This window comes from Shewanella septentrionalis, assembly GCF_025370265.1.
In the GTDB taxonomy this organism is placed as follows: domain Bacteria; phylum Pseudomonadota; class Gammaproteobacteria; order Enterobacterales; family Shewanellaceae; genus Shewanella; species Shewanella hafniensis.
This window is the reverse complement of the sequence record NZ_JAMTCC010000035.1, coordinates 1-14809: the sequence shown is the minus strand read 5'-3', so window position 1 is coordinate 14809 and position 14809 is coordinate 1. Positions and strand designations below refer to the sequence as shown.

General features: G+C 47.0%; 13 protein-coding genes, 1 other RNA gene and 1 pseudogene. 9 read left to right on the top strand and 6 right to left on the bottom strand.

The window, feature by feature from the left end; all coding sequences use genetic code 11:
• Nucleotides 1-108: 108 nt before the first annotated feature.
• Nucleotides 109-1044, top strand: a complete 936-nt coding sequence (gene mdh / locus NE536_RS17690; protein ID WP_198571920.1) for a malate dehydrogenase — start codon at nt 109-111, stop codon at nt 1042-1044.
• A gap of 94 nt (nt 1045-1138) precedes the next feature.
• Here mdh and NE536_RS17685 read toward each other — a convergent pair whose 3' ends face one another.
• On the bottom strand, nt 1139-1537 hold the full coding sequence (locus NE536_RS17685; RefSeq protein WP_173247430.1) for a thiol-disulfide oxidoreductase DCC family protein: 399 nt from the start codon (nt 1535-1537) through the stop codon (nt 1139-1141).
• 266 nt (nt 1538-1803) lie between these two features.
• Between NE536_RS17685 and folM the strand changes: the two genes are divergently transcribed.
• A complete protein-coding gene (folM, locus tag NE536_RS17680; protein WP_261273506.1) occupies nt 1804-2550 on the top strand; it encodes a dihydromonapterin reductase in 747 nt (248 codons plus the stop codon).
• A 142-nt stretch (nt 2551-2692) separates the two neighbouring features.
• On the opposite strand, the gene NE536_RS17675 is transcribed toward folM, so the two are convergent.
• The 3 genes from NE536_RS17675 to NE536_RS17665 all read right to left on the bottom strand — a co-directional run bounded on the left by NE536_RS17675 (nt 2693) and on the right by NE536_RS17665 (nt 3985).
• Complete coding sequence (locus NE536_RS17675) at nt 2693-3391, bottom strand: 5-formyltetrahydrofolate cyclo-ligase (protein WP_261273505.1); 699 nt, start codon at nt 3389-3391, stop codon at nt 2693-2695.
• Nucleotides 3392-3399: 8 nt separating this feature from the next.
• Nucleotides 3400-3580, bottom strand: a non-coding RNA gene (gene ssrS / locus NE536_RS17670) — 6S RNA.
• A gap of 102 nt (nt 3581-3682) precedes the next feature.
• Entirely contained in the window at nt 3683-3985 is a 303-nt protein-coding gene (locus tag NE536_RS17665) for a cell division protein ZapA (protein WP_006080182.1), read from the bottom strand.
• A 236-nt stretch (nt 3986-4221) separates the two neighbouring features.
• Between NE536_RS17665 and NE536_RS17660 the strand changes: the two genes are divergently transcribed.
• The 6 genes from NE536_RS17660 to gcvP all read left to right on the top strand — a co-directional run bounded on the left by NE536_RS17660 (nt 4222) and on the right by gcvP (nt 12246).
• Nucleotides 4222-4797, top strand: a complete 576-nt coding sequence (locus NE536_RS17660) for a UPF0149 family protein (RefSeq protein ID WP_261273504.1) — start codon at nt 4222-4224, stop codon at nt 4795-4797.
• A gap of 179 nt (nt 4798-4976) precedes the next feature.
• The gene (gene ubiH, locus NE536_RS17655) at nt 4977-6203 is read left to right on the top strand and encodes a 2-octaprenyl-6-methoxyphenyl hydroxylase (protein WP_261273503.1); all 1227 of its coding nucleotides are present in this window, start codon (nt 4977-4979) and stop codon (nt 6201-6203) included.
• A 44-nt stretch (nt 6204-6247) separates the two neighbouring features.
• A complete protein-coding gene (locus tag NE536_RS17650) occupies nt 6248-7471 on the top strand; it encodes an FAD-dependent monooxygenase (RefSeq protein ID WP_259528957.1) in 1224 nt (407 codons plus the stop codon).
• Between the two features lie 254 nt (nt 7472-7725).
• Nucleotides 7726-8820, top strand: a complete 1095-nt coding sequence (gene gcvT / locus NE536_RS17645) for a glycine cleavage system aminomethyltransferase GcvT (RefSeq protein WP_259482970.1) — start codon at nt 7726-7728, stop codon at nt 8818-8820.
• 25 nt (nt 8821-8845) lie between these two features.
• The gene (gene gcvH / locus NE536_RS17640) at nt 8846-9235 is read left to right on the top strand and encodes a glycine cleavage system protein GcvH (protein WP_006080188.1); all 390 of its coding nucleotides are present in this window, start codon (nt 8846-8848) and stop codon (nt 9233-9235) included.
• A gap of 122 nt (nt 9236-9357) precedes the next feature.
• Nucleotides 9358-12246, top strand: a complete 2889-nt coding sequence (gene gcvP, locus NE536_RS17635) for an aminomethyl-transferring glycine dehydrogenase (protein WP_261273502.1) — start codon at nt 9358-9360, stop codon at nt 12244-12246.
• A gap of 213 nt (nt 12247-12459) precedes the next feature.
• Here gcvP and NE536_RS17630 read toward each other — a convergent pair whose 3' ends face one another.
• Both NE536_RS17630 and NE536_RS17625 read right to left on the bottom strand, forming a co-directional pair.
• Nucleotides 12460-13785, bottom strand: a complete 1326-nt coding sequence (locus NE536_RS17630; protein ID WP_261273501.1) for a YecA family protein — start codon at nt 13783-13785, stop codon at nt 12460-12462.
• A 134-nt stretch (nt 13786-13919) separates the two neighbouring features.
• Nucleotides 13920-14123, bottom strand: a pseudogene (locus NE536_RS17625) (ISAs1-like element ISSpu13 family transposase); the annotation flags it as partial.
• Between the two features lie 90 nt (nt 14124-14213).
• Between NE536_RS17625 and NE536_RS17620 the strand changes: the two are divergent.
• The coding region (locus NE536_RS17620) for a transposase (protein ID WP_425347538.1) at nt 14214-14809 on the top strand (596 nt) is incomplete at its 3' end.

The following is a 14809-nucleotide window of genomic DNA, read 5'->3' as shown; positions in this document are numbered from 1 at the left end:
TTGTCCCACGACTAAGGGATAATTGAAATTGTTGTGACATTCCAGTAATGTGACGCCAACGCAAATTAGATCCATGTCACACATATCCGAGAAATAACGGAGATAACTATGAAAGTTGCTGTACTTGGTGCTGCTGGTGGTATCGGCCAGGCTCTTGCCCTACTGTTAAAAACTCAATTGCCTGCGGGTTCACAATTGTCTCTATATGATATCGCACCGGTAACTCCGGGTGTTGCGGTTGACTTGAGCCACATTCCAACTGCTGTTGAAATCAAAGGTTTTGCTGGTGAAGATCCAACGCCTGCCCTAGTGGGTGCTGACGTTGTTCTAATTTCTGCTGGTGTTGCACGTAAGCCTGGTATGGATCGTTCAGATCTGTTCAATATCAATGCGGGTATCGTTCGCAACCTGATCGAAAAAGTAGCGGCAACTTGCCCTACCGCTTTGATTGGTATTATCACTAACCCAGTTAACACGACCGTAGCTATCGCTGCAGAAGTGATGAAAAAAGCGGGTGTTTATGATAAAAACCGTCTGTTCGGTATCACGACATTAGACGTGATCCGTTCTGAAACTTTCATCGCCGAATTAAAAGGCCTGAACGTTGCTGACGTTAAAGTCAATGTGATCGGCGGCCACAGCGGCGTGACTATTCTGCCATTACTGTCTCAAGTTGAAGGCGCGACTTTCACTGACGAAGAAGTGGCAAGTTTGACGACTCGCATCCAAAACGCGGGTACAGAAGTGGTTGAAGCTAAAGCCGGTGGCGGAAGCGCGACTCTGTCTATGGGTCAAGCGGCTTGCCGTTTCGGTCTGTCTCTGGTTCGTGGTCTGCAAGGCGAAGCTAACATCGTTGAATGCGCCTATGTTGACGGCGGCAGCGAGCATGCTGAATTCTTCGCACAACCTGTGCTGTTAGGCAAAAACGGTATTGAAAAAGTACTGCCTTACGGTGAAGTGAGTGCATTCGAAGCTAACGCTCGTGATTCTATGTTAGATACGCTGAAAGGCGATATCAAACTAGGCGTTGATTTCGTTAAATAATCTTTCGGATAATCTTTTTAGATTATGACGAATTAAAAACGGAGCCATGAGCTCCGTTTTTTTATGCCTGGGTTTTACACTTTACCAAGCTAATTCAGCGGCGCTTAGTGGGAATTTGGCAGTTATCATCGCAGCGGGCTTTGCCCGTCAGTAAATAAGAGATGCGATATCTGTGTTTTGCGAATCTGAGATAGCACCAATCGGCGACAGTTTTAATCACGGGCAGGCGTAATAGTTGGATCCAAGCGCGTGTTCCTGTCAGTGCCCACGCTTTACAAGTGACATCTAACCCGAGTAACACTTCGCCTGTTGCGGTTTCGCCATGGAGAATCGTATTGGCGTAGTCTCTATCGATATGGCTGAAGCGCTCACTAAAGTCTGGTGCATTTAAATCCTCAAGCGCAATCAAGTTCTTCGGATCGCGCGCTTTCAGTTGACGCATTTCGGCGCTACATAATGGACAATTCCCATCGTAAAAAATCCGCAGTTCCATTGGTATTACCTCTGATGACTTGATCACAATACTTGGTCTAAGCTCTTGGCTTGAGTACTTAAGCTTGGTTTTCTTCTACCCTATACGCAGAATAAAGGGTTTTAGATCGAAGCGATTGTAGAACGGATCAGCATCTCATTTGGCTTTTTGTTAGGTTAAATTCAAATGAGTGCAGTAACATCTTGGTTATTAATCAGTTTAACTTGATTGCTGATTTTTAAGTGAACAAGGTAAAGCCTGACAAATAACGACTCAAAAGGATAGGTATGACATCTCCCATCATTATCACAGGCGTGGGTAAACGCATAGGTTACGCCTTAGCCAAACATTTTCTCGCCCAAGGTCAGCGCGTGATTGGTACTTATCGCAGCCATTACGCTAGTATTGATGAGCTTACCACCTTAGGTGCGACTCTGTATCCCTGCGATTTTTATGACGATGCCCAAGTGCGATTCTTAATTGCTGAGTTAGCTAAATTGCCGCAAATTCGCGCCATTATTCACAATGCCTCAGATTGGCTGCCTGATCCTGTGCTTACAAAGAATGAGTCTTTAAAGAGTACCACTTTTGCGCCGAGCCAAGTGCTGCAGCGGATGATGCAAGTGCATGTGAGTGTGCCCTATCAGTTGAACTTGGCCTTAGAGGCGCAGCTACGTGCGGGTGCTGGCGATGAAATCGGCGGCAGTGATGTGATTCATATTACTGACTATGTGGCAGAGAAGGGCAGTCAGAAGCATATCGCCTATGCCGCCAGTAAAGCTGCGCTGCACAATATGACGCTATCCTTTGCCGCCAAGTTTGCGCCCGAGGTCAAAGTGAATTCGATTGCGCCAGCGATGATCCTCTTTAATGCGGGTGATGACGCTGCCTATCAGCAAAAAACCTTAGCCAAAGCGCTGTTGCCGAAAGAGGCGGGAAATGCGGAGATTATTGAACTAGTGGACTACCTGCTGAATAGCCGCTACGTCACTGGTCGTTGCCATAATGTTGATGGTGGCCGGCATTTGAGGTAAAGAAAAATCTAGAACGGCCTGCGGCCTCTAGAGCGCCATTGCATAGCTCTAGAATCTAGATTCAAGAAGAAGTCGTTATGGAGCGACGCTCTGCTTTTTCTAGCAGCGAAGCGCTCTAGCTTCTAGTTTCTTGCACCTTCTTTTAAAACGTCAGTAGGCGACTTGGGGTGATGATAAAGGGCAAAGGCACATCCCAATGCTCGCAGGGTAAACTGGTCAATTGTTGACAGTCGTGGGCGTAACCCATAGGCAAAGGTTTACCCTTAAGTTGCCAGTTCGCCAGCGTTCTATCGTAATAGCCGCCGCCCATGCCCATACGATTTCCCATTAAATCAAACGCCACTAAGGGCGTGATAACCACATCGAGATCTGTTACTGGGATAATGGCGCGCACATCTAACTTAGGTTCTAAGATGCCGAATTGATTCGCCTGCATAGGTGTGTCAGCGCTGTAATGCAGGAATAACAATTGCCCGGCATTGAAGGGATGCAACCTTGGCAGATAGGTGTGAATCCCCAATTGCCACAGTGCTTCGATTAGCGGCGGCGTGGCAAGTTCGCCATCGTGGGTGAGATACAGGGCTACATGTTGCGCATTTTGAGCCTGCAATGCATGGAGCATACGTTGGCTAGCGCTTAAGCTTGCTTGAGTTTGCTCGGTTTCTGAAAGGGATTTGCGCGCGGTGCGAATGGCTTTGCGTATCTGATTGCGGCTTTCTTTTGTATGGAATGCGATATTTGCCGCATAGTTTGTGACATCTACGGCATCAGCGACTTCTACGGCAAGGTGCGCCATGTCGCTTTGGGTCTTCAAATGAGAAAGTTTGGAAGATGTAGGCATAAATTAAGATGCTCCCCAGAATGCCGCTACCGGTGTAGCCCTTGAACCGTAGGTTCAAGGCGGGTAAATGATTACCTCCTAAGGCTTCTCGGTACAAGCCGAGCATGCTCAATGTCAGTAAAACATTCACCCTGAGATCAAAATTATCGGCACAGGGACATTACCAGTTGGCATGCATCCCAGGGAGCAAAAACGGTATTGAATCGCTAAAACATTGGCCTATGAGTATAAGCCAGCTTAGCCATTCACTGTGCGTTAATTGACCTAATTGCCAAGGCGCACAGTTTAAATCTATTTAGTTGAACGCTCAACTAAGGCATTCTCGAGGGTCGACTGCAGCAAGCTGATCCTGTCGTCCATCTGTTGCATATAATGCTTATTTTTTTGCTTTTCTTGGAACAACTCGTGTCCAATATTCAGCGCCGCCATAATGGCAATTTCTTCGCGGCTTAGGCTATTAGTGCGGGTTTTTAACGCTGTGAGTTGTTGTTCAACTCCCAATGCCACCGTACGTAAAGCATCCTCTTGACCTTTCGGGCAAGCGATAGAGTAGGTGCGCCCAAGTAGGGTAATTTCAACAGCACTGTTACTCATGTCGCGGGTGATCCTTTCGTTAGCCTCTTAGGGCGGACTATATAGGGCTGATATTAAAAGTGCAAGGTAAGCCGCAATTGGATTGGTCTTTGACGGCTTTGTTTGCTGTTTGTGTGAGCAGTTGGATAATTTTTTATCAGGGTGTGGCCGATTTCGCCATTATTGGGATTCAGTATTGGTTCAAGTCTTTATCTCTGCTAGCATTGCTGCTGGAAAAAATCTTATTGGGATCTGATATGGCAACCCCTCCTTCGTTACGTATCGACAGCTTAAAACTCGCCTTAGATGCAGCTGAAATCGGCCAACATCCGGTAGAAGTTCACGGTGCTTTAGTCGGTTTAATCTGCGGTGGTGTAGAACAAACTGGCGACACTTGGATCAAGCCTCTATTCGACCTGATGAACGATGGTCAACCTTTACCGGCGCAGTTGCACCAATTAGTATCTGATTTGTTTAATGATTCTGTCGCGCGTTTAGTTGATTTTGAATTTGGTTTCATGCCGCTATTGCCTGAAGAAGAAGAGCCGCTCAGCCAACGTGTTGAAGCCTTGTCCCTTTGGACCCAAAGCTTTTTGACTGGCATGGCGATTATTCAGCCGAAACTGAATCAAGCCTCGGCAGAAGTGCGTGAAGTGATCAAAGACTTGGCGGAAATTGCTCAAGTGGAATTTGATGTCGCCGACGATGAAGAATCTGAAGCTGCTTACACTGAACTACTCGAGTTTGTGCGCATCGCCGCCATTATGTGTTACTCGGAGTTTGGCCCTGAAATCCCGTTTGGCGAGACCGACGATACCGCTGTGGTGCATTAATTTACCTCAGTTGTGTAATGTTCAATACATTAACGCAGTAGTGGCTTCATTTGATATTAAAGGCGGGTAAGCCTGCCTTTAAATCCATAGCACTGGTGCTTTTGAGTGCATAGCACTGATGTTTACATCTTTTATGTTTACATGCCTCAGTGCCATGCCAAAGCTTGAATGAGATCCCCATGACGGCCACAAATCACATGGATACTTCAGTTCAACACGTCGACATCGCGATTGTAGGCGGTGCGATGGCGGGGGCGACTCTCGCGTTGGCTCTCGCGCGTCTTTCTTTATCCGCAGCTAGGCCGCTTTCTATCGCCTTAATCGAGGCGCACCTTCCCGATAAACAACATCCCGGATTCGATGCTCGCTCCATCGCTATCGCCCATGGTTCTATTTTCGAATTATCCCGTCTAGGCCTCTGGCCAAAGCTCGCCCATTTGGGCACGGCGATTGAAAATATCCATGTGTCGGATCGCGGCCACTTTGGCATGACAGAACTCAATGCTGCGCAGTTTCATTTAGATGCCTTAGGCCAAGTGGTCGAGCTTGAGCGTGTCGGCCAAGTGTTGTTTAACGAGTTGAACAAGAGCGAGGTAAAACTCTATTGCCCCGCCAAGCTTGCCCAAGTGGAACCCGCCGTTGAAGGCCACAGCTTAGTGCTCGATACGGGCGAGCGCCTTAAAGCCAAACTCGTGGTTGCCGCCGATGGTCTGCAATCCAAAGTGCGCAGCAGTTTTGATTTGCCCGTGACCCAAGTTGCCTTCGAGCAGACTGCGATTATCGCCAATATTCAAACCGATAAGCTCCACCAACATTGGGCCTATGAGCGTTTTACCCAAACGGGCCCCTTAGCGTTGTTGCCTATGGCTGATAGCCAAGGTCAACCTCGCTTATCACTTGTGTGGGCGCTCGATGATGCGCGGGCTAAACAGATGCAAACCGCGCCGAAAGCGGAATTTTTAGCGGCGCTGCAGCAGGCCTTTGGTTATCGAGCAGGCACCTTTATCGATGTCAGCGCGCGCCATGCGTATCCGCTTAATTTGTCGTATATGCCAAGGCCAATCCATCACAGATGTGTGTTTATCGGCAATGCGGCGCAGACGCTGCATCCTATTGCGGGGCAAGGATTTAACTTAGGGCTGCGTGATGTAGTGAGCTTACTTGAGGTGCTCAAAACGGCGCTAGATCAGGGTGATGATATCGGCTCCGCCGCCGTGACCCATGCTTATCTCAATGTCCGTGAGCACGACAGAAACAGCACTATCCGCAATATCGAATTTTTAGTCCGCGGCTTTTCAAACCAATACTGGCCGATGGCGCTGGGTCGTAACTTAGGCTTGCGCTTATTATCTTGGTTTCCGCCACTTAAAACCCCCGTTGCTCAAAAGGCGATGGGCTGGAAATAACTCGCTTTTCATTACTGGTATCGCAACGCGAAAAGGATGTACCCATGTTAAGTTCACAAGCCTATGACATCGCCATTGTGGGTGGCGGCATGGTGGGACTCGCCACCGCGATTGGATTGGCGCAGGCCAATCTTAATGTCGTCGTTATCGATGCGGGCCACACAGATGCCGTAGTCGGCGAGCCGCGTTTACGGGTGAGCGCCATCAATAAGGCGAGTCAGCGCTTGTTAGAAAACTTAGGTGCATGGACTTATTTAGACACTTCCCGCGCCACGCCTTATCAAAAAATGGCGGTGTGGGATAAAGACGGTTTTGGCAAAATTGCCTTTGACGCCAACAGCATCAGCGAAACCAGTCTCGGCGCGATTATCGAAAACGATGCCATTAGCTTTGCCCTCGCCAAACGCGTCGGTGAGTTTGACAATATCACCCATATCGAAAACCAACGCTTAGAACGCATTGCCTTTGGTGAGCGCGAAGCTTGGCTGACCCTCGCCAATGGTGCCGAGTCTGGAATAGAAAGTGTGAGTGCTGCCTTGGTGATCGCTGCCGATGGCGCTAATTCTTGGGTGCGTGAACAATGTAAGATCCCGCTGACGTTTTGGGATTACGGCCACCACGCAATCGTCGCGACGATCCGCACCGAAATGCCGCACCTTGCCACCGCCCGCCAAGTGTTTTTAAAGGACGGCCCGTTAGCATTTTTACCTTTGTATGAAGACAATCTCTGCTCCATCGTCTGGTCGGTGCCGCCCGAGCGCGCCAATGAATTATTAGCGATGGACAAAGTGCAATTCGAGCGCAACTTAACCGCGGCGTTCGACGGTCGTTTAGGGATTTGCCAGCTGGAAAGCGAGCGCCAAGCCTTCCCATTACGGATGCGCTACGCCCGCCATTTTGCCCGCCACCGTTTAGTGTTGGCAGGCGACGCCGCCCACACTATCCATCCACTGGCGGGCCAAGGGGTTAACCTCGGCTTTTTAGATGCGGCCAGCATCATCGAAGTCATCAGTGAATTACAGCAAGCGGGTAAAGATATCGGCGATTATGCCCAACTGCGCGCGCTGGAACGTTGGCGTAAAGCCGATGCGATGGAGATGATTGCGGCGATGGAAGGCTTTAAACGCTTATTCGAAGGGACGAATCCGCTGAAAAAAGCGATCCGCGATCTGGGCTTAAATCTGGTTGATAATGTCGCTGGGCTGAAAACAGTGTTCATACAACAGGCCATGGGCAATAAGTCGGCGCTGCCTAAGTTGTGTCGTTAGCCTAGGTTGCGCTAATGTGATCAGAATTGCCGCTATTATCAGCATTTTGATTGCAAGCTGCGCAAATCTGGTCTTCGCATGTAAAAAAATTACAGGTTAAAGATGAGAAAATCTAATGGCACTGACTTCGGATTAGAAAAATCTCCTGTATACAAATTTGTGACGCAAGGTATAATTTCGCCGCATTTTAGACCCTAGTATCTACACCCTACACTAGGCAGAGACCTGAAAAAGGCCGCAAAAAAGGGATAACAATGGCTAACAAAACTATTCTGTTTAACAAGCACTTAGAATCAAACGCTAAGATGGTCGACTTCCACGGTTGGGACATGCCTCTCAACTATGGTTCACAAATCGAAGAACACAATGCCGTGCGTCAAGACGCGGGTATGTTCGACGTTTCCCACATGACTGTGGTTGATGTGATTGGTAACGACGCTTGTGCATTTCTGCGTAAGTTGCTGGCAAACGATGTGGCTAAGCTTAAAGTTCCAGGTAAAGCCTTATACGGCGGCATGTTAGACGAAAATGCTGGCGTCATCGACGACCTCATCACTTACTACCTCACTGACACTAACTACCGCGTGGTAGTGAACTCAGCGACCCGCGAAAAAGATCTCGCTTGGATCGCCAAGCAATCCCAAGGTTTTGACGTCACTGTGACTGAGCGTCCAGAACTGGCGATGATCGCCGTTCAAGGTCCTAACGCTAAAGCGAAAGCCGCTGCCGTGCTCAGTGTCGAGCAAAACGCCGCCATCGAAGGCATGAAACCTTTCTTCGGCAAGCAAGCCGGTTCTCTGTTTATTGCGACAACGGGTTACACAGGCGAAGCGGGCTACGAAATTATCGTCCCAGAAGACGAAGCCCAAGCTATGTGGCAAGCATTGTTAGATCAAGGTGTTAAACCTTGTGGTCTCGGTGCCCGTGACACTCTACGCCTCGAAGCCGGTATGAATCTCTACGGCTTAGATATGGACGAAACCATCAACCCATTGGCCGCCAACATGGGCTGGACCATAGCATGGGAACCGAGCGACCGTGACTTCATCGGCCGTAAAGCCCTCGAAACACTTCGCGATGCCGGAACCGACAAACTTGTTGGTCTAGTGATGGAAGAAAAGGGCGTGTTACGCCATGATATGCCAGTATTTTTCACCGACTCAGCCGGTGTTGAGCACCAAGGCGTGATTACCAGCGGTACTTTCTCGCCAACATTGGGCTATTCTATTGCGATGGCGCGTGTTCCTAACTCGATTGGGGATACGGCGGAAGTCGAAATGCGTAAAAAACGTGTGGCTGTTAGAGTAGTAGCGCCAAACTTTGTGCGCAACGGTAAACAAGCATTTTAAAAAAACGGAACAAGGAACAAGAACAATGAGCAATATTCCGACAGAACTGAAATACGCCTCTTCACACGAATGGATCCGCAAGGAAGAAGACGGCAGCTACACAGTAGGTATCACTGAACACGCCCAAGAGCTGTTAGGTGATATGGTTTTCGTTGAACTCCCAGAAGTTGGCGACACTGTTACTGCGGGTGAAGACTGTGCTGTAGCTGAATCAGTAAAAGCGGCGTCTGATATTTATGCCCCTATTTCTGGCGAAGTGATTGCCGTGAACGAAGCGCTGGAAGATTCTCCAGAACTCGTTAACAGCAGCGCTTACGGCGAAGGCTGGTTTTTCCGCGTGATGCCTTCTGACGAATCAGAAGTCGACGCCCTGCTGGATGCCGAAGGCTACCAAGCTGTAATCGACGAAGATTAATCGTCGACGCTAACGAAGCCCTGAGGGGCTTCGTTTGTTTTAGCGCAAGATTGACATAACAACAGCCCGTTAATCAGTACCCTACAGTTCTGAATTTCGGCAAATCTGGAACAAGGTTTATCATGACCAAGCAAACCCTTACTCAGTTAGAACAGCACGATTTATTCTTACGTCGTCATATCGGCCCAGATAGCAACCAACAGCAAGCTATGCTGAATTTTGTTGGTGCTGAGTCACTGGAAGATCTGACCGCGCAAATCGTGCCTGAGTCGATCCGTTTAAGCCAAGACCTGAGCATTGGTGATTCCTGCGGCGAAGCCGAAGGCATTGCCTACATTCGTGGTTTAGCGGACCAAAACCAAGTATTTAAGAGCTACATAGGTATGGGTTACTACGGCACTCAAGTGCCAAACGTGATCCTGCGTAACGTATTTGAAAACCCAGGTTGGTACACGGCTTACACGCCATATCAGCCAGAAATCGCCCAAGGCCGTTTAGAAGCCATTCTAAACTTCCAACAAGTGTCGATGGACTTAACGGGTTTAGATTTGGCTTCTGCTTCTTTGTTAGATGAAGCAACCGCCGCAGCCGAAGCGATGGCGCTGGCTAAGCGTGTGTCTAAAGCGAAAAAAGCCAATATCTTCTTCGTTGCCGATGATGTGTTCCCACAAACCTTAGACGTAGTAAAAACTCGCGCTGAGTGTTTCGGTTTTGAAGTGGTAGTTGGCCCTGCATCTGAAGCCGTTAATCACGAACTGTTTGGTGCCTTGTTCCAATATACTAACCGTTTCGGTCAAATCACTGACTTTACTGAATTCTTCGCCACCCTGCGTGCGAAGAATGTGGTTGTGACTGTGGCTGCCGACATTATGTCCTTGGTATTACTGAAATCACCGGGCGCTATGGGCGCCGATGTGGTCTTTGGTAGTGCGCAGCGTTTTGGCGTGCCAATGGGCTTTGGTGGTCCACACGCTGCCTTCTTCGTTGCCCGTGACGAGCACAAACGTTCTATGCCTGGCCGTATCATTGGTGTGTCCAAAGACGCCCGTGGTAACCGCGCACTGCGTATGGCAATGCAAACTCGTGAGCAACATATCCGTCGCGAAAAAGCCAACTCCAACATTTGTACTGCACAAATTCTGTTAGCGAATATGGCGTCTTTCTACGCCGTATTCCACGGCCCAGATGGCCTGAAAACTATTGCATCACGCATTCACCGTTTCGCCGATATTTTAGCTACAGGCTTAAAAGCGAAGGGCGTGAACTTAGTCAACAGCACTTGGTTTGATACCATCAGCATCAAAGGCTTAGATGTTGCTGCTGTTAATGCACGCGCACTGGCTGCTGAAATGAACCTACGTTTTGATGCCGACGGTACTGTGGGCATAAGTTTAGATGAAACCACGTTGCGCACAGATATCGACGCCCTGTTCGATGTGATTTTAGGTGCTGGCCATGGTTTAGATGTTGTCGCGTTAGACGCGCAAATCGTCAGCCAAGGTAGCCAATCGATTCCGGCGGCACTCGTGCGCCAAGATGCGATTTTAAGCCACCCAACCTTCAATCGCTATCAAAGCGAAACCGAGATGATGCGTTATATCAAACGTCTCGAAAGCAAAGACTTAGCACTTAACTACTCGATGATTTCACTGGGCTCTTGCACCATGAAGTTAAACGCAGCGGTTGAAATGCTGCCCGTGAGCTGGCCAGAATTTGCCAACATGCACCCATTCAGCCCACTGGATCAAGCTAAAGGCTACACCCAGTTGATTGAAGAGCTGTCGACTTGGTTAGTGAACATCACAGGCTATGACGCTGTGTGTATCCAACCTAACTCAGGCGCTCAAGGTGAATACGCTGGCCTGTTAGCCATCAAGAAATACCATGAGTCACGTGGCGATGCGCACAGAAATATCTGTTTGATCCCGCAATCAGCCCACGGTACTAACCCTGCATCGGCGCAATTAGCCGGTATGCAAGTGGTGGTGACGGCGTGCGATAAGCAAGGTAACGTCGATTTAGAAGATCTGAAGACGAAAGCTGCCGAAGTGGCTGAAAACCTGTCTTGCATCATGATCACTTACCCATCGACCCACGGTGTGTATGAAGAATCTATCCGCGAAATCTGTAACATAGTGCATCAGCACGGCGGTCAAGTGTACTTAGACGGCGCTAACATGAACGCTCAGGTCGGCTTAACGTCTCCTGGCTTTATCGGTGCCGACGTCTCACACCTTAACTTGCATAAAACCTTCGCGATTCCACACGGCGGCGGTGGTCCAGGTATGGGCCCAATCGGTGTGAAATCGCACTTAGCCCCATTTGTTGCGGGTCACGTTGTGGTGAAACCGGGCCGTGAAAGCGACAACAACGGTGCCGTATCAGCTGCACCTTATGGTAGCGCTGGCATTCTGCCGATCAGCTGGATGTACATTAAGCTGCTTGGTTCAGAGGGCCTGAAAAAGTCGACCCAAACTGCGCTGTTAAACGCAAATTATGTGATGAAGAAGCTGTCAGAACACTACCCAGTATTGTTCCGTGGCCGTAACGATCGCGTCGCGCATGAATGTATTATCGACCTACGTCCACTGAAAGAAGCCTCAGGCGTGACCGAAATGGATATCGCTAAGCGTTTGAATGACTACGGTTTCCACGCGCCAACCATGAGCTTCCCTGTTGCGGGTACCCTGATGATTGAGCCGACGGAATCTGAATCTAAGGTGGAACTCGATCGTTTCATCGACGCTATGGTGTCAATCCGCGCTGAAATCGCCAAAGTGGAATCAGGTGAATGGCCAGTGGACAACAACCCGCTGCACAACGCACCGCACACTATGGCTGATATCATGGACCCAGAGTTTGATACGCGTCCATACAGCCGCGAAGTGGCCGTGTTCCCAAGTGCAGCAGTACGCACTAACAAGTTCTGGCCAACTGTGAATCGTATTGATGACGTATACGGCGACCGTAACCTAATGTGTAGTTGTGCGCCATTATCAGACTACGAGTAGGGGCTGAATAGTTGATAACTGGTAATGAAGTTTGTGACAGTTTTAATGAAGTCTGTAACAGGTAATTAAGATTGTGACAATCTAGCTAGTAGAGCACTAAAAAGGCGAACCGCAAGGTTCGCCTTTTTGTTAACTCGTTATTGCCCCATTCAAAGTGAGGTACTGATAGAAAATATCCATCTTTGATCTTTTTTAGCGATGCTTACAATTAAATTAAGTAAGAAAATAGCAACATTTTTTATACTTTATTCCACTGTTACATGGACACGGAGCGTTCCTACCAGTTTTTTTCTTTTGTGTTTTTTTTTCAAAGCGTTCTGAATAAAATTCAGCCAACTTTTCATCACTTCTTTTCTTTTCCATTTCCATAGAATCTTGAAAATATCTCTCTTCATTTGCAATGCTTTCTTCGTATAAGTGACGGTTGTATTGGAGTTCAGCCTCTCGCATAAAAATTTCTTTAAGAGGTCTTAGTTCTGTAATTCTTGCTCTTATTGGAGGTAATCTACCTTCGGAAAAAGTAAACGAACTGAAATCACTAGTAATTTCCATTATTTTGCTCTGTGAAAACTTTTCAGAAGATAGTTTTATTTTTGCTTTAGGATTATGGAAAATATATAAGCCATCAAATAAAGATTCGGGAGTAGTGGGTGTTACTTCCATTGGCATGCTGCGAATGAAGTCCCCATCAATATTTTCATCAAGCAATTTGATCAAAATCGATGACTTGAATGATGGCATGCCTTGTGAAATGGCGAGTGAAGTAAGTTTGCCTAAGGTTAAATTACATGTAAATATAACTGCTGAAATGTCAGAAAATGACTCATCTTTAAAAATACCTAATTTTATATCTGAATCTGTATAAGGCTTTTTTATAGATTCTTTTAATTCATATCCGTACTTCTCTGGAGAAAAATAAAATCCATACAATAATGCTAGCATTGAATAAAACGATTCTTTGCCATATTCAATTTGGTCATAAGAAGCAAGAGCTATAACAAAAGGTTTAGTTTCATCTACCCAAGTAAGATCTCTATAACCTTTCTTTATTTTGCCATTTTTGCTATGCCCAATGTATTTTTTTAATTTCGATTGCATCGAGTTTGAGTGCCTGACAATAGCCTCATCAATTATTGAAGAAAACTCTTCATCACTGCTAAATTCCATCAAATTTTGAAGGTGGTGATCATATGTTCGGCTACTCTCGGGTTCACCATCAGCTTTAATATTTGAAACAACAGCTTCAACATTAAATCCATCTTCTCCATTTAATATAAAATCTGGCGCGTAGTGCTTCGGGTCGAAATCTATTGAAAACCCCATTTCATTAAAAGCTTTATGTAAATATAGCTCCCAAAATGATGAATGAAACGTAGTTTGGAACTCATTGACAAATTTACCATCTTTATCCTGAAAATTTATCGCCCAATCGCTAATAATGTCTTTTTCAATACAATACGCAGGTTCTGTGCAGAGCACCGCAAATTTATTGTGGTACTTACCGTCTTCCAATGGTAATTGGACATCAAATAATTTCATCTCGTTGTACTCTCATTAAATTATTATTTTTCAAAATAAACCTATTTATTGATCACAAAAGTGGCTTAACAGCCAGGGGCTGATTACACTTTTTGACCAGCACCAAAAATAATCTCCTCTCTGAAGTCATCACTCTAGCATGCCCTATTAAACTTCTGATTTTGAGTCGTTTTTGCGGGATGTAATTTCACTAAATTTAATGCCCAACGCCTTAAAATTGCTAAGATACTGGCACCGTCTTCATCATACATCTTCTGCTTGTCTTCTTGAAATAGCGTATCTAAAAGCCAGTGTTGATTGTTTTCTGTTTGCCAGTGCGCTCTAATCGCTGTACCAAATTCTGTTAGTAAATCGTGCCACCCATCTTAAATCGCGAGTTTTATGGGCCTCGACTAGACTCAATAAAGTGTTTATGTGGAGAGCATGTGATGCCGCGCCCTAGAAGAACTCAGATTAGTGTTGAAGATACTCCCTATTACCATTGCTGTAGCCGTGTTGTTCGGCGTGCATTTTTATGTGGAGATGATGCCTATTTAGGGAAAAACTATGACCATCGCCGTAGTTGGGTTGAGTCACTACTGTTTGAACTTGAAGCCGTTTTTGCCATTGATGTGGCGGCCTTTGCTGTGATGTCCAATCATCTGCATGTGGTGCTGCGGGTGGATATCGACAGTGCTAATCGTTGGACTGACCGTGAAGTGCTTGAGCAATGGCATAAGCTGTTTAAAGGTGATGGCTTAACACAAAAATTCGCTAAAGGTGAGTTAGTTGAAGCTCACGAGGTCAACAGATTAAGGCATTCAATCGCAATTTACCGTAGCCGATTATGCGATATTTCATGGTTTATGCGCTGCCTTAATGAACCGATAGCAAGACAAGCAAATCAAGAGGATAACTGTACTGGTCGTTTTTGGGAAGGACGCTTTAAATCCCAAGCCTTACTCGATGAAGCCGCTGTGTTAACCTGTATAGCCTATGTTGATTTGAATCCGATTAGAGCCCAAATAGCGGATACGCCAGAACA

Excerpts from the sequence above, each read along its gene's own strand:
- mdh (WP_198571920.1), top strand. The coding sequence starts at position 109 with ATGAAAGTTGCTGTACTTGGTGCTGCTGGTGGTATCGGCCAGGCTCTT.
- NE536_RS17685 (WP_173247430.1), bottom strand. The coding sequence starts at position 1,537 with ATGGAACTGCGGATTTTTTACGATGGGAATTGTCCATTATGTAGCGCC.
- folM (WP_261273506.1), top strand. The coding sequence starts at position 1,804 with ATGACATCTCCCATCATTATCACAGGCGTGGGTAAACGCATAGGTTAC.
- NE536_RS17675 (WP_261273505.1), bottom strand. The coding sequence starts at position 3,391 with ATGCCTACATCTTCCAAACTTTCTCATTTGAAGACCCAAAGCGACATG.
- NE536_RS17665 (WP_006080182.1), bottom strand. The coding sequence starts at position 3,985 with ATGAGTAACAGTGCTGTTGAAATTACCCTACTTGGGCGCACCTACTCT.
- NE536_RS17660 (WP_261273504.1), top strand. The coding sequence starts at position 4,222 with ATGGCAACCCCTCCTTCGTTACGTATCGACAGCTTAAAACTCGCCTTA.
- ubiH (WP_261273503.1), top strand. The coding sequence starts at position 4,977 with ATGACGGCCACAAATCACATGGATACTTCAGTTCAACACGTCGACATC.
- NE536_RS17650 (WP_259528957.1), top strand. The coding sequence starts at position 6,248 with ATGTTAAGTTCACAAGCCTATGACATCGCCATTGTGGGTGGCGGCATG.
- gcvT (WP_259482970.1), top strand. The coding sequence starts at position 7,726 with ATGGCTAACAAAACTATTCTGTTTAACAAGCACTTAGAATCAAACGCT.
- gcvH (WP_006080188.1), top strand. The coding sequence starts at position 8,846 with ATGAGCAATATTCCGACAGAACTGAAATACGCCTCTTCACACGAATGG.
- gcvP (WP_261273502.1), top strand. The coding sequence starts at position 9,358 with ATGACCAAGCAAACCCTTACTCAGTTAGAACAGCACGATTTATTCTTA.
- NE536_RS17630 (WP_261273501.1), bottom strand. The coding sequence starts at position 13,785 with ATGAAATTATTTGATGTCCAATTACCATTGGAAGACGGTAAGTACCAC.